Source organism: Kribbella sp. NPDC006257 (assembly GCF_040613535.1).
GTDB lineage: Bacteria > Actinomycetota > Actinomycetes > Propionibacteriales > Kribbellaceae > Kribbella.
Window position 1 is genome coordinate 295,914 of record NZ_JBEXSJ010000003.1, and the last position, 14,217, is coordinate 310,130.

The 14,217-nt window shown below is 68.4% G+C and carries 14 protein-coding genes; 6 read left to right on the forward strand and 8 right to left on the reverse strand.

The window, feature by feature from the left end; genetic code table 11:
* Positions 1–23: 23 nt before the first annotated feature.
* Positions 24–2,156, forward strand: coding sequence for an elongation factor G-like protein EF-G2 (locus ABZ004_RS05705; RefSeq protein WP_355678593.1), 2,133 nt, complete (start codon positions 24–26; stop codon positions 2,154–2,156).
* Here the strand turns inward: ABZ004_RS05705 and ABZ004_RS05710 are convergent.
* From ABZ004_RS05710 to ABZ004_RS05720, 3 genes are read right to left on the reverse strand one after another with little or no spacing between them, the layout of a single operon-like run.
* Positions 2,153–3,394, reverse strand: coding sequence for a tetratricopeptide repeat protein (locus ABZ004_RS05710; protein WP_355678594.1), 1,242 nt, complete (start codon positions 3,392–3,394; stop codon positions 2,153–2,155). The genes ABZ004_RS05705 and ABZ004_RS05710 overlap by 4 nt on opposite strands.
* Positions 3,391–4,266 carry a tetratricopeptide repeat protein gene (locus tag ABZ004_RS05715; protein WP_355678595.1) on the reverse strand — a complete coding sequence of 292 codons (876 nt, stop codon included), beginning with the start codon at positions 4,264–4,266 and terminating at the stop codon, positions 3,391–3,393. Before ABZ004_RS05715 ends, ABZ004_RS05710 begins: the two co-directional genes overlap by 4 nt.
* On the reverse strand, positions 4,263–4,706 hold the full coding sequence (locus ABZ004_RS05720) for a hypothetical protein (protein ID WP_355678596.1): 444 nt from the start codon (positions 4,704–4,706) through the stop codon (positions 4,263–4,265). The genes ABZ004_RS05715 and ABZ004_RS05720 overlap by 4 nt, the downstream gene beginning before the upstream one ends.
* An 85-nt stretch (positions 4,707–4,791) precedes the next feature.
* On the opposite strand from ABZ004_RS05720, the gene ABZ004_RS05725 reads away from it, so the two are divergent.
* On the forward strand, positions 4,792–5,196 hold the full coding sequence (locus ABZ004_RS05725) for an HIT family protein (protein WP_355678597.1): 405 nt from the start codon (positions 4,792–4,794) through the stop codon (positions 5,194–5,196).
* Positions 5,197–5,252: 56 nt separating this feature from the next.
* Here the strand turns inward: ABZ004_RS05725 and ABZ004_RS05730 are convergent, their stop codons facing one another.
* From ABZ004_RS05730 to pgsA, 3 genes are read right to left on the reverse strand one after another with little or no spacing between them, the layout of a single operon-like run.
* Positions 5,253–6,356, reverse strand: coding sequence for a glycosyltransferase family 4 protein (locus tag ABZ004_RS05730; RefSeq protein WP_355678598.1), 1,104 nt, complete (start codon positions 6,354–6,356; stop codon positions 5,253–5,255).
* Entirely contained in the window at positions 6,356–7,222 is an 867-nt protein-coding gene (locus ABZ004_RS05735; protein WP_355678599.1) for a phosphatidylinositol mannoside acyltransferase, read from the reverse strand. The genes ABZ004_RS05730 and ABZ004_RS05735 overlap by 1 nt, the downstream gene beginning before the upstream one ends.
* A 3-nt stretch (positions 7,223–7,225) precedes the next feature.
* Positions 7,226–7,903 carry a phosphatidylinositol phosphate synthase gene (pgsA, locus tag ABZ004_RS05740; RefSeq protein WP_355678600.1) on the reverse strand — a complete coding sequence of 226 codons (678 nt, stop codon included), beginning with the start codon at positions 7,901–7,903 and terminating at the stop codon, positions 7,226–7,228.
* An 84-nt stretch (positions 7,904–7,987) separates the two neighbouring features.
* On the opposite strand from pgsA, the gene ABZ004_RS05745 reads away from it, so the two are divergent.
* On the forward strand, positions 7,988–8,983 hold the full coding sequence (locus ABZ004_RS05745; RefSeq protein WP_355678601.1) for a hypothetical protein: 996 nt from the start codon (positions 7,988–7,990) through the stop codon (positions 8,981–8,983).
* On the opposite strand, the gene ABZ004_RS05750 is transcribed toward ABZ004_RS05745, so the two are convergent.
* Both ABZ004_RS05750 and thrS read right to left on the reverse strand, forming a co-directional pair.
* Complete coding sequence (locus ABZ004_RS05750; protein ID WP_355678602.1) at positions 8,984–9,598, reverse strand: HIT domain-containing protein; 615 nt, start codon at positions 9,596–9,598, stop codon at positions 8,984–8,986.
* Positions 9,595–11,619: a threonine--tRNA ligase gene (gene thrS / locus ABZ004_RS05755; RefSeq protein ID WP_355678603.1), complete on the reverse strand. Its 2,025-nt coding sequence runs from the start codon at positions 11,617–11,619 to the stop codon at positions 9,595–9,597. The genes ABZ004_RS05750 and thrS overlap by 4 nt, the downstream gene beginning before the upstream one ends.
* A 211-nt stretch (positions 11,620–11,830) precedes the next feature.
* Here thrS and ABZ004_RS05760 point away from each other — a divergent pair, with 211 nt between their 5' ends.
* Genes ABZ004_RS05760 through ABZ004_RS05770 form a run of 3 tightly spaced genes read left to right on the forward strand, consistent with a single transcriptional unit; the run spans position 11,831 to position 14,192 of the window.
* Positions 11,831–12,748, forward strand: a complete 918-nt coding sequence (locus tag ABZ004_RS05760) for an ATP-binding cassette domain-containing protein (RefSeq protein WP_355678604.1) — start codon at positions 11,831–11,833, stop codon at positions 12,746–12,748.
* Positions 12,745–13,398 (forward strand): DedA family protein, encoded by a 654-nt coding sequence (locus ABZ004_RS05765; RefSeq protein ID WP_355678605.1) that lies wholly within the window; start codon positions 12,745–12,747, stop codon positions 13,396–13,398. Before ABZ004_RS05760 ends, ABZ004_RS05765 begins: the two co-directional genes overlap by 4 nt.
* Positions 13,395–14,192, forward strand: coding sequence for an ABC transporter permease (locus tag ABZ004_RS05770; RefSeq protein WP_355678606.1), 798 nt, complete (start codon positions 13,395–13,397; stop codon positions 14,190–14,192). The genes ABZ004_RS05765 and ABZ004_RS05770 overlap by 4 nt, the downstream gene beginning before the upstream one ends.
* The last annotated feature ends 25 nt before the right edge of the window (positions 14,193–14,217 follow it).

Below are 14,217 nucleotides of genomic sequence, written 5' to 3' on the forward strand. Positions count from 1 at the left end.
GGTGGCTAGCTAGGAGGAACGTCATGGCAGACAAGGCGAATACTTCCCAGGGCGCCGGAGCCGCTCCCAGTGCGGACAGTCCGGCCGCCATTCGTAATGTGGTGCTTGTCGGGCCGTCGGGTGCCGGCAAGACCACCCTCGTCGAGGCGTTGCTGGTCGCCTCCGGGGTGCTGAACAGACCGGGGTCCGTGCTCGACGGTACGACGGTCTGCGACAGCGACGAGGCGGAGATCCGGCAGCAGCGGTCCGTCGGGCTGGCGCTCGCGTCGCTCCCCCACGACGGCATCAAGGTGAACTTGATCGACACCCCTGGGTACGCCGATTTCGTCGGCGAACTCCGGGCCGGGCTGAGAGCGGCGGACTGCGCTCTGTTCGTGATCCCGGCGAACGAATCCGTCGACGAGCCGACCAAGGCGCTCTGGCAGGAGTGCGACCAGGTCGGGATGCCGCGTGCGGTCGTCGTCACCAAGCTCGATCACGCCCGGGCGAACTACCAGAACGCGCTCTCCGCTGCCCAGAACGCGTTCGGGGACAAGGTTCTGCCGCTCTACCTGCCGACCGGTGACGGCCTGGTCGGGTTGCTGAGCCAGACGCAGTACAAGTACGAGAACGGCAAGCGGACCACGCACGATCCCGACCCGTCGTACGCGGACGAGATCGAGGAACAGCGCGGCACCCTGATCGAAGGCATCATCGAGGAGTCCGAGGACGAGTCGCTGATGGAGCGCTATCTCGGTGGTGAGCAGATCGGCCAGGACGTGCTGATCGAGGACCTCGAGAGAGCGGTCGCCCGCGGGTCGTTCTTCCCGGTGATCCCGGTCTGTAGCGGCACCGGGGTCGGCACCCTCGAGCTGCTCGAGATCGCGACGAGTGGGTTCCCCTCGCCGACCGAGCACCCGGTGCCGGAGGTGTTCTCGCCGCACGGCGTACCGAAGAAGAAGCTGCCCTGCGACCCGGCCGGGCCGCTGCTCGCCGAGGTGGTGAAGACGACGTCGGACCCGTACGTCGGCAGGGTCAGCCTGGTCCGGGTGTTCTCCGGCACCATCAGGCCCGACACGACGGTTCACGTGTCGGGCCATTTCACGTCCTTCTTCGGTGAGGGCAACACGCACGCCGACCACGACGAGGACGAGCGGATCGGCACCCTGTCGTTCCCGTTGGGCAAGCAGCAGCGACCCGCGTCGAACGTGGTCGCGGGTGATCTGTGCGCGATCGGCCGGCTGACCCGTGCCGAGACCGGCGACACCTTGTCCGACAAGGCGGAACCGCTGCTGCTCAAGCCGTGGACCATGCCGGAGCCGCTGCTCCCTGTCGCCGTACAGGCTCATGCGAAGACGGACGAGGACAAGTTGTCGGTCGGACTACAGCGGCTTGCCGCCGAGGATCCGACGTTGCGGATCGAGCAGAACCCGGAGACGCATCAGATCGTGCTCTGGTGCATGGGCGAGGCGCACTCGGACGTCGTACTGGATGCACTGGCCAATCGGTACGGCGTGACGGTGGACACCGTGGAGCTTCGGGTGCCGCTGCGGGAGACGTTCGGCGGCAAGGCGAAGGGGCATGGGCGGCATGTGAAGCAGTCCGGCGGGCACGGCCAGTACGCCGTCTGCGATATCGAGGTGGAACCGCTGCCGGAGGGAAACGAGTTCGAGTTCGTCGACAAGGTTGTTGGTGGGTCGGTGCCGCGGCAGTTCATCCCCAGTGTGGAGAAGGGGGTCCGCGCGCAGATGGAGCGCGGAGTCGGTGCCGGGTATCCGGTGGTGAACATCCGGGTCACGCTGCTCGACGGCAAGGCGCACAGCGTCGACTCGTCGGACATGGCGTTCCAGATGGCCGGCGGGCTTGCGCTGCGGGAGGCGGCGAACGCGACCAAGGTGAATCTGCTGGAGCCGGTGGATCTTGTCTCGGTGCTGGTTCCTGATGATCTCGTCGGCTCGGTGATGAGCGATCTGTCCGGGCGGCGGGGCCGTCTGCTGGGCACCGAACGGGTCGGCGAGAACCGCACGATGGTGAAGGCCGAGGTTCCGCAGGTCGAGATCACTCGCTATGCGATCGACCTGAGATCGCTCTCCCACGGCGCTGCCTCGTTCTCGAGAACCTTCGCCCGCTACGAGCCGATGCCTGACTCAGCGGCTGCCCGAGTGAAGTCGTCCTAGGAGAGGCGGCGGCGGACGTCCTTGGTGCGGAGGTAGGCGGCCACGTCGTCGTAGCGTTCGGCCTGGTTGGCGAACTCGATGTACGAGCGGACGCGGTGCAGCCAGTCGAGTGTGGACGGCTTGACGGTCGGGAGTGCCTCCGTGAGGTGGCGCATCGAGAGGGGTGGCTCTCCGCCAGTGCTGAGGGCTTCGTCGATGACGCGGTCGACCGAGCGTTCGACCAGGGCGCGGAGATCTGCGCCGCTGAACATCGGGGCGCCCTGGGCGACGGCGGCGAGGTCCAGCTTGTCGGCGGGCACGTCCTTCAGCAGCACCTTGAGGATGTCCGCGCGAGCCGGCTCGTCGGGCGGCGGTACGAAGATCACCCGGTCGAACCGCCCCGGTCGCAACATCGCCTCGTCAACATCCCAGGGCGCGTTGGTTGCCGCGAGGACGAGCAGACCGTCGTTGTCGGAACCGATCGCGTCGAGCTCCTGAAGCAGTACGTCGACCAGCCGGCGTGATTCCGAACCGCCGTGCTTGTGCCGGGCGAACGCGAGCGCGTCCAGCTCGTCGAGGAACAGCACGCACGGAGCATTGGCCCGCGCTCGCTCGAATGCGGCATGCAGGTTCCGCTCGGAGACCCCGAGGTACGGATCCATCACGTCCTCGATCCGCACATTCACGAACGGCAGACCGCACTCGCCGGCGGTCGCGCGGGCCAGCAGCGTCTTCCCACAGCCGGGCGGCCCGTAGAGCATCACGCCGCCACCCGACCGACGCCCGTACTTCGAGTAGAGCTCCGGCCGGCTCAACGGGAGGATCACCATCCGATGGATGATGCGCTTGATCTCCTCCATCCCACCGACCTGGTCGAAGGTCGTCAGCTCGCGAGTCAGGTCGCTCGCGTAGTCCTCGCCGACCTCGGCCCCGACCTTCACCTTCACACCGCTGCGGCTGGTGATCATCTCGTCCACCAACTGCTGCAGCCGGCCAGTGCCTTCGACGACTCCGGCTTGACGCGCCGTCTCGAGGCAGCTCCGCACCAACGCGAGCCGCCCGTTCGCCGCCGCCAACTCACCGACCGCGACCAACTGGTCATCGGGTACACCGTGCTGGTCCAGCAGTACGACGTACTGATCCAGCGCCGCCTCGGTCTCCCCGGCGGTGACGAGGGATTCCGCCAACACGAGCCGCAGCAGCACGTCGTCCGGGTTCGCCTCAACCGCCTTACGCAGCGCGGAGATCCGGTCTGTCATGAGCCCCACTTTCGGTTGATCCAGCGGCGTACTAGTGGCGGCGCGACCCAGGAGTACACGCAGAACGCGAACCACGCTATCGCTGCCACGCCGGCGGCTACTCCTAGGTGGGCGGCGCGGAGGCCGTAGATCACGGCGACCGCGCACACCCAGACCACGAGTGGGTTGAAGCGTTGGAACGGGCGGAGCGGCAAGAGCAGCGGGTGGTTCGCCAGCTTGGCGCTTCGGGCCGCGGCGCGGAGATCCGGGTCGTCGGGGTGAGCTGCGGCGGCGGATGCGAGAGAGCGGTATCCCGACCGTGGATCGCCGGTGAGCATGGACGCCGTACCGTGCAGTGCTCGTGCGTTCGGATCCTCGGGATCGTGGGAGAGCGCTTCCTCGGTGTGCCGGAACATCTCCTTGTCCTTGCCGAGCGCGAACGCGACCTGCGCCCGTGCCCCGGACACAGCAGCGCTCTCCGGAGCATGCGAGGCAGCGCGCTCCACCAGCGCGGCAGCCTTCTCGGCCTGCCCAGCGGCGAGACAGACCATCGCATAGCCGATCAGCAGATCCGGTTCGTTCGGATCCATGCTGAGGCCTTGCAGGAAAGTCGCCTCGGCCTCTGGCAGACGCCCCTCAGCTCGAAGGGCCGAACCAAGCACCTGGAGTAGCAGCGGCGACTGGCCGTACTGCGACAAGCCATCACGCAGTACGTCGATAGCTTCGGTATTGCGCTCCAATGCGTGCAGAGCCGCGCCCCGGAAGAGGTACGCCCGGTAGTCGAGCGCCGCATCGCCCCACAGCCCCTGCAGTTCGTCGAGGGTCCGCTCGGGATGACCGATCTGCAACCAATGACCGGCCATCTGCAGCCGCGCCTCGCTCGGCTCGTTCACAGGACCACCGCCACGGCCGCGAGCAACAGCGCCTCGACGATGCCGCCGCCGATCACGGCCGCGAGGCCCGGAAGCCAGAGCGAGCGGTAATCCTGGCCGCGAAGCTGGAAAGCACGGTCCATCGGCCGCTGGATCCTGAGCTGAGCGAGGCAGGTGACGACGGCGACCACCCGGATCGCGACGCGGACGCCGCTCAGCGTGGAGTTGTCGACGAGCGCGATGACGACCGCGGCCACGATCAGGCCGACCGCGCCGGCCAGCAGGATCAGACGACGCTTGTCCGGAGCGACACCGAGCCGGCGCGCGTTGAGGAAGGCGATCACCGTCGTGGAGACGACGCCGCCGAAGAAGGCGACGTACGCCTGCGACATCAGCCGCCAGGGACGCACGGACATGTCGACGCCGGCGCCGATGGTCGGGCGCAGCAGTTCGTCGGGCATCAGGCTCCTGGTCGCTGATCGGATCGGGCGAAACGCAGCTTAGGCCAGCCACTCCACCCGTGTCCTCCGCACTAGGGTTGGGGACATGAGTGAGAACTGTCTTTTCTGTGGAATCGTCGACGGCACCATCCCTTCGCAGCAGGTGGCGTCGAACGAGCGGGCGATCGCCTTCATGGACATCAACCCGGCCACCCGCGGGCATCTGCTGGTGATCCCGCGCGCGCATGCCAACGACCTGCGGGAAAGCACTCCGGAAGATCTCACCGCGGCGACCCTGCTCGCCCAGTCGCTCGTCTCGCGCGTCATCGAGCGCCTCGACGCGGACGGCGCCAACCTGCTCAGCTGCATCGGCGCCGACGCCTGGCAGAGCGTGTTCCACACCCACCTGCACGTCATCCCCCGCTACAAGGACGACCCGCTGCAGCTCCCCTGGCACCCGACCCCGGGCGACCTGGACGCCATCGCCACCACCGCCGCAGAGCTCCGCTAGCCGCTGCCTCCGCAAGCACCGCCTCCGCTAGCGGCACGCGCGGCTAGCGGCAGGCTTCAGTGGCGGCGAGCGACCAGCTCGTAGACGGCTACGAGCTCACCGATCAGCGCATCCCAGTCATACCTTCGTACTGCGCTCCGCCCGGCCTCGCGGAGCTTGGACCGCTCGTCGGCCGATCCGAGCAGCCGCGAAGCAGACCGGGCGAGCGCGGCCGCATTGCCCGGCTCGAACAACTCCCCCAGCCGTCCACCGTCGAGCACCTGCCGGAAGGCAGCCAGGTCGCTCGCCAGCACCGGCGCTCCGGAAGCCATCGCCTCGAGCAGCACGATGCCGAAACTCTCCCCGCCGGTGTGCGGCGCCACGTACACATCGGAGCCGGCGAACATGTCGGCCCGCGCCGCATCATCGATCGACCCGAGAAACAGAACGTTCTCACGGCAGAACGGCGGCAGTGATCGCCGTGCCTCATCAGCCTGCCCGGCACCGGCGACCAGCACCCGGAGCTGGGGGCGCTCGGTCACCAGGTGCGGGACCGCGGCGAGCAGGACGGCGAGACCCTTGCGGGGTTCGTCGATCCGGCCGAGGAAGCTGATCGTTCCGTCCGCCCCCTGCCACTCCGGTCGCGGCCGGCCGGAGAAGCGGGCCGTGTAGAGACCGTTCGGGATAACGACCGCCTCGCCGCCGATGTGCTGCACCATCATCGACCGCGCGTTCTCCGATACCGCGATCCGCGCGTCGAGCTTCTCCAGCGCCGGCCGGAGCAGCCCGGCCGCCGCGCTCATCGCGCGCGATCGGACCTGCCAGGTGTGGAAGGTCGCGACGAACGGCCCGTCGCCGGACCACAACGCGATGATCGAGGCGCTCGGTGTGGTCGGCTCGTGCACGTGGACGACGTCGAACGCCCCCTCGGCAAGCCACGCGCGCACCCGGGCCGCAGTACGGGGTCCGAAGGTCACCCGCGCGACCGAGCCGTTGTAAGGCACACCGACGGCGTGACCCGCGCTCACGACGTACGGCGGAGCGGGCTGTCCCTCGTCGACGGGGGCGAGCACCGACACCTCGTGGCCGCGGGACAGCAAGGCCTCGGCGAGATCGCGGACGTGGTTCTGCACTCCCCCCGGTGTCCCCAGGGAGTAGGGGCAGACCAGGCCGATCTTCATCAGTCCACGAAGATCCGCTGCAGCATGTGCCAGTCCTGCGGATGCGCGGCGATCCCCTCGGCGAAGGCGTCCGCGCAGCGCTGGGTCATCGTGGCGGGACCACCGTCGCGCTCGATCGTCTCGTGGAACGTGATGACCAGATCGGGGCCGTCGTAGTGCAACGTCGCAGGGATGAGCGGAGCGCCGGTGCGGACGCTCAGCGCGGCCGGGCCGGCGGGCATGCGCGACTGGCGACCGAAGAACGTGACCGGTACGCCGCGCTCGCTCAGATCTCGATCGGCGACGAGGCAGACGAACCCACCTGCTCGCAGCCGTTCCGCCAGTACGCCGAACACGTGATCGTCGCTGCCGGTGAGCGGGAGGACCTCCATGCCGAGCTTCTTGCGGTAGGCAACGAAGCGGTCGAAGAGGGACTCCGGTCGCAGGCGTTCCGCGACGGTTGAGACCGGCATCCCGGTCTGGCCGGCCCAGGCACCGGCGTGGTCGTAGTTCGCGAGGTGCGGGAGTGCGCAGATGACGCCGCGGCCGGCCTCATGAGCGTCGCGGAGCAGCTTCTCGTTGACGGTCCGGACGCGGCCGACGATCCGGTCGGCATCCCAATCGGGCAGCCGGAATGCCTCCTGCCAGTAGCGCAGGTACGAACGCATCCCGGCCGCGGTCAGCTCGTCGAGATCGATCGGCGTTGCTGTCGGGCGGACGACGGCGAGGTTCGAGCGAAGGCGCTGCACGCCGCGCCCGTTCCGCCGTACGACGAAGTCGGCGACCCGGTTGAACACCGCCGTGACGACCCGCTCCGGCAACCGTCGTACCAATGCCCAGGCGAGCGCGAACGCCAGATCGACCACGCGCTGCCGAAGAGCCTCCATCGCTCAGGAAGTCGCGGGCGGATGGGCCTCACCGTTGCCGGCCGCCGGCGGCTTGTCGAGACCGGCATTGGCGGGGTCGGCGAGGACCTGTTTGCGGACGCTCAGGGTGCGCTGGACGACGGTGATCGTACTGGCGATCGCGAGCGCCCAGAGGACGATCTTCAGCAGGATCGGCAGGTTGAGCACGTCGGAGAAGAAGGCGATCACGAGCACCGAGACCAGCCGGTCCGAGCGTTCGGCGAGGCCGCCGCTGGCCTGCAGGCCGAGGCTCTCGGCCTTGGCGCGCGCGTACGACGTGGTCGCGCCCATCACCAGGGCCCACAGCGTGACGGCCGCCATCCAGCGCGAGTGGCCGGCCGAGCCCGCGTAGTACAGGACGAGGCCGCCGAAGATCGCGCCGTCGCCGAGCCGGTCGAGGGTGGAGTCCAGGTACGAACCCCACTTCGACGACGTGCCCGAGGTGCGGGCCATGTAGCCGTCGATCAGGTCGGAGAAGACGAAACAGGTGATCACCACCGTGCCCAGCCAGATATGGCCGCGCGGGAAGAAGATCAGCGCACCGGCGCAGACACCGATGGTGCCGACCAGTGTGACCGCGTCGGCGCTCACGCCGAGCTTCAGCAAGAGGTTGGCGATCGGCGAGATCACCTTGGTCCAGAACTGCCGGAATCTGTTAAGCATGGCGACGCGATCGTAGACCAGGCGACCGGCGTTCGGATGACAGCGCCACCCCGAAGGCGCACCATTGCCTCACTGGGAGGCTCCATGACCGTACGCCGTACCGCCCCGCCCCGCGCCCTACTGCCCCGTGCCGCCGCCTCGTTTCGCCTGCTGCTTGCGGTCGTGGTGATGGTGGTTCCGGTGACGGGCTGCTCGGTGGCGCGCCGGGCTGATGGCGCGCGACCACCGGCCGGACCACCGACCACCGTCGTACCGGCTGTCGTGGAGCCGCCGCAGCCGGAGGGCCTCGACGGGTCGGCGGGTGCGCCCGGTCCCCAGGTTTGCACGGCGATCAGCGCCCACCTCGGCAAGCAGCTCGGCGTGAAGGTCACCGCCAAGCCGTACGCCTGGAACGACGGCGGTCTGCCGGCGCTCGACCTGTGCACCCTGCTGCTCGACGACCGGCCGGTGCAGGTCGGGGTGAGTGCGCTGCCGAAACAGCCGGATTCGCTGAGCCGGCTGACGAACGGTCTCACCCGGACCGTCCCCGAACTCGGTCCGGACGCCCGGCTCGGGGCTGCCCGGCTGGCCTTCGTGGTCGACGACCGGGTCGTCCGGATCACCTCGCCGGGCGGGATCGACCGGAGTACGGCGACCGGGATCGATCGCGCCAAGGCGGTGGCGATCGGGTTGGCCGTGCGTGCCGCAGTACCGTCCGTACTACGAAACGCTCGCCAGGCGGACGCTGCTTGCCAGGTGTCGAACTCGGCGGCGGAACGGTTCGTCGGGGCGCAGGTGCTGCTGCGGCGCGACTACCGGGTGAACGGGGCGCTGACCTGCATCTGGGGAACCTTCGACGCGACCGTCTCGATCGTCGAATCGTTCTACCCCGACACCATGCCCGAGGCGGCCACAACTCCCCCGCCGGCCTTCGCCCCGATCGGCAACCCCGGCTACTACCTGCCCGACCAGGGCGAACTCGTCTTCCGCGAAGGCCGCCGCGTCGTCCGCGTCACCGGCCTCACCACCCCCGCCCGCCCGGTCTCCCTGGACACCCTCACCGCAATCGTCGGCCCGGTCCTCCCCCTCTTCATCCGCTGATCAGTCTGTTGGCCAGGACTTGGCTAGGAGGGCTCGGGTGTCGGTGAGGAGTTGGGGGAGGACTTTGGTCTGGCCGATGACCGGCATGAAGTTGGTGTCGCCGCCCCAGCGTGGGACTACGTGCTGGTGGAGGTGGGCGGCGATGCCGGCGCCGGCGATCTCGCCCTGGTTCATGCCGATGTTGAAGCCGTGGGCTGCTGAGACGATCCGGACCGCCTGCATCGCCTGCTGGGTCAGCTTCGCCACGTCCTGGACCTCGGCCGGCGTCAGCTCGGTGTAGTCGGCGACATGCCGGTACGGCACGACCATCAGGTGACCGGGGTTGTACGGATACAGATTCAGTACTGCGTACGCCGTCTCCGCGCGTGCCGCGATCAGCCCGTCCGCATCGGACAGCCCCGGGATCCGGCAGAACGGGCACCCCGACCCAGCATCGGTACTGGTCGGCTTGTTCTCCCCCGCGATGTACGCCATCCGATGCGGCGTCCACAACCGCAAGAACGGATCCGGCACCCCGGCCCCGTCCTGCCCGGTCAATTCCACCGGCTCGTACGGCGAAGTGGCTTCGTCGCCTGCCTCGAGTGGCTGACCGGGCAGGTTGGGGTCGTTCGTCATACCTGGGCGCGCTTCTTGACCGTGTCGACGATCTCGGCGACGGCGTCGGCGATCGGGATGCCGTTCTTCTGGCTGCCGTCGCGGTAGCGGAAGGAGACCGAGCCGGCCGCCATGTCCTCGTCGCCGGCGATCAGCATGTACGGCACCTTCGCCTTCTGGGCGTTCCGGATCTTCTTCTGCATCCGGTCGTCCGAGGCGTCCACCTCGATCCGGATGCCTTCCTTCTTGAGCTGCGCCGCCACCTCGAACAGGTAGTCCACGTGCCCGTCCGTGATCGGGATCCCGATCACCTGGACCGGCGCGAGCCACGGCGGGAAGACACCGGCGTAGTGCTCGGTCAGCACCGCGACGAACCGCTCGATCGACCCGAAGAGCGCCCGGTGAATCATCACCGGTCGCTGCCGCGATCCATCCGGTGCCGTGTACTCCAGCTCGAACCGCTCCGGCAGGTTGAAGTCCAGCTGGATCGTCGACATCTGCCAGGTCCGGCCGATCGCGTCGCGCGCCTGGACGGAGATCTTCGGCCCGTAGAACGCGGCGCCACCTGGATCCGGGATCAGCTCCAGCCCGGACCCCTCGGCGACCTCGCGCAGGGTCTCGGTGGCTTCCTCCCAGACCTCGTCGGAACCGACGAACTTCTCCGGGTTCTTGGTCGACAGCTCGAGGTAGAAGTCGTCCAGGCCGTAGTCGGCGAGCAGGCCGAGCACGAAGTTCAGCAGGCCGCGAAGCTCGTCGCGCATCTGCTCGCGGGTGCAGTAGATGTGCGCGTCGTCCTGCGTGAAGCCGCGCGCCCGGGTCATCCCGTGGATGACGCCCGACTTCTCCAACCGGTACACGGTGCCGAACTCGAACAGCCGCATCGGCAGTTCGCGGTACGACCGGCCGCGCGAGTCGAAGATCAGGTTGTGCATCGGGCAGTTCATCGGCTTCAGGTAGTAGTCCTGACCCTGCTTGCGGATCTCGCCGTCCGGCCCGCGCTCCTCGTCCAGGTGCATCGGTGGGTACATGCCGTCGGCGTACCAGTCCAAGTGCCCCGAGGTCTGGAACAGCTGCGCCTTGGTGATGTGCGGGGTGTAGACGAACTCGTAGCCGTCCTCGACGTGCCGCTGGCGGGAGTAGTCCTCCATCACCTTGCGCAGCACGCCGCCCTTGGGGTGGAAGACCGCGAGGCCGGAGCCGATCTCGTCCGGGAAGCTGAACAGGTCAAGCTCGGTGCCCAACTTGCGGTGGTCGCGCTTGGCGGCCTCCTCCAAGTGGTTCAGATACGCCTTCAGCGCGTCGCGGGTGTCCCACGCGGTGCCGTATATGCGCTGCAGCTGCGGGTTCTTCTCGCTGCCACGCCAGTACGCCGCGGCGACGCGCATCAGCTTGAAGTTGCCCAGATACCCGGTGGCCGGGACGTGCGGGCCACGGCAGAGGTCCTTCCAGGCGACCGTGTCGTCGCGCCGGATGTTGTCGTAGATCGTCAGCTCACCGGCACCGACCTCGACATTGGCCCCTTCGGCGGCGTCCGCGGAGGCGGAGCCCTTGATGCCGATCAGCTCCAGCTTGTACGGCTCGCCGGCCAGCTCGGTGCGCGCGTCGTCGTCGGAGACCGCCCGGCGGCTGAACCGCTGGCGCTCCTTGATGATCTGCTGCATCTTCTTCTCGAGCTTGGTCAGGTCGTCCGGGGTGAACGGCGTGGCCACGTCGAAGTCGTAGTAGAAGCCGTTCTCGACCGGCGGGCCGATGCCCAGCTTCGCCTCCGGGAACAGGTCCTGCACCGCTTGGGCGAGCACGTGCGCGGTGGAGTGCCGGATGACCGCGAGACCGTCGGCCGAGTCGCTCTTCACCGGCTCGATCTCGTCGCCGTCCTCGACCACCCGGGCCAGATCGCGCAGTTCTCCGTTGACCTTGGCGGCGATGGCGGAGCGATCCTGACCGAAGAGCTCGGCGAACAGCTCCCCGATCGTCGTCGTCTCGGTCACACTCCGCTCAGCCTCGCCCTCGACGCCGATCAGATGGACCTTGACTTCCGCCACGTTCACTCCTCGCATCAGGCCGGCCCACAGCAGGCCGTCACACCGGGAATGGTATCCACTGCGCGGCCAGGTCCTGACGCCCCATCCACAGGCCCGGCGGCTGACGCCGTACCTGACGAAAGTCGGGGGTCGGTCCCGCCGGAAGTCCGATGTGCCGCCGACCGGCGATTCCTAGGTTCGTAACCACACAACGAACCAGGGAAGGGCCCTCGTGATCACCCTCGAAGGACTCACCAAGAACTACGGCGCGACGACCGCCGTCGACGGTCTCGACCTCAGCGTCGTCCCCGGCCGGGTGACCGGCTTCCTCGGCCCGAACGGCGCCGGCAAGTCCACCACGATGCGGATGATCCTCGGCCTCGACACCCCCACCAGCGGCACCGCCCTGGTGGACGGCCGCCCGTACGCCGAGTGGCCGGTGCCGCTGCGCAAGGTCGGCGCGCTGCTCGATGCGAAGGCGCTCCACCCACGCCGCAGTGCCCGCAACCACCTGATCGCGATGGCCCGCAGCAACGGCATCCCGGTCAGCCGGGCGGACGAGGTGATCTCGATCGTCGGCTTGGACACGGTCGACCGGAAGAAGGCCGGCCAGTACTCGCTCGGGATGGGCCAACGGCTCGGTATCGCCGGCGCGCTGCTCGGCGATCCCGAGGTGCTGATGTTCGACGAGCCGGTCAACGGCCTCGACCCGGACGGCGTCCGCTGGGTCCGCGACCTGATGCGCTCGCTGGCGGCGGAGGGCCGGACCGTGTTCGTGTCCAGTCACCTGATGAGCGAGATGCAGCTCACCGCCGACCAGCTGGTGGTGATCGGCCGCGGCCGGCTCATCGCCGACGCCCCGATCGGCACGGTGATCGCCGGCTCGTCGCAGAGCGCCGTTCACGTACGCGTCCCGGTCCGCGCCGACCTCGCCGTACTGCGGGACCGGCTGGCCGGCGAGGCGGAGCGGATCGACTCCGGCGTCGACACGTTGGTCGTCACTGGCGTACCGGCGGAGCGGGTGGGAGACCTCGCTCACGAGCTCGGGATTCGCTTGCACGAGTTGCGCACCAAGCAGGCGTCGCTCGAAGAGGCCTACATGGAGCTGACCGCCGACAGCGTCGAGTACGGCGTGGCGGTGGCTTCATGACCGACGCGATCCTGCATTTCGCGCAAGAGCTCATGTCATCGCCCTGGATCTACCTTGCCCTGTTCGGCTTCGCCGCCCTCGACGGCTTCTTCCCAGCGATCCCGAGCGAGACCCTGGTCGTGATGGCCGGCGTCTTCGCCGCTACCGGTGAGCCCAACCTGTACGCCGTGATCGCGGTCGCCGCGGCCGGCGCGTTCGTCGGGGACCACGTCTCGTACGCCTTCGGACGAGGCACCGGTGGACGCTTGATGGACCGTTCGAAACCAGGAACGAAGCGGCACGCGATGGTCACCTGGTCCCGCAACGCACTCGACGAACGCGGCGGCCTGGTCCTCGTCGTCGCCCGCTACGTACCGGGTGGACGTACGGCGGTCACGCTGACGATGGGCGCAGTCCGGTACCGACTCCGTCACTTCTCCCTGTTCGCCGCCCTCGCCGCCGTCTCCTGGGGCACTTATTGCTCGCTCGTCGGCTACCTGGGCGGCAAGGCCTTCGAGGACAACCCGCTGAAGGGCGTCGCCCTGGGCATCGGTCTCGCGCTCGCCGTGACAGCGGTCGTCGAGGTCGTCCGGCACCGGCGCCGCTCCCGGCGTACCCCTCAACCTCAGCTCGAGGCTGAACCCGAACTGGTCAAGGCAGGAGAACGATGAGCACAGCAACCATCACGGTCCACCAGAGGTCGACCGGTCTCCCCGGCGCGATCGCCTCGGAATGGACCAAGCTGTGGACGGTCCGATCGAGCTGGCTGAACCTCATCGCAGGTCTGGGACTGACCGGACTGCTCGGCATCCAGTTCGGCTTCTCCACGGCGTACGAGAACTCCCATCGGCCGCAGGGTGACCTTCCCGGACAGTCCGCCGTCGGTGGAGTCGGCGTCAGCGTGGTGCTGATCCTGCAGGTCGTGGTCGCCGCCTTCGCGATGCTTCCCGTGACCTCGGAGTACTCGTCCGGCAGCATCCGTTCGACAGTGCAATGGACGCCGGTACGCCGTGACGTCGTGCTCGCCAAGGCCGCAGTACTGACTCCGGTCCTCTTCCTCTACGGACTCATGGTCGGCCTGCTCGCAGCCGTCTCCGGTGGACTCGCGATGGGCCACTGGGCCGACTGGGATGCCGCCACGCTCGCCGTCGATGTCCTGTCGATCGCGGCCTATCTGACCCTGACCGGGCTCTTCACGGCCGGCATCGCGTTCCTGATTCGCAGTACGGCGGGGACGCTGACGGCCGCGTTCCTGCTGCTGATGATGATTCCGCTGATGCTCGGCCAGAGCAGCATCCGGGCGCTCGTCTGGTTCGCCGCGCTGCTCCCAGGCGGAGCCGGCCAGAACTTCCTCTCCGGCAGCACCGACCCGCTCTCCCCCACCCTGAGCCTCGTGGTCCTGGTTCTCTGGGCTGTCGGCGGACTATGGGCGGGCTCGAAGGTGCTCAAGAAGCGAGACGTCTGACAACAAAGAAGCGGGTGGTGGCTCG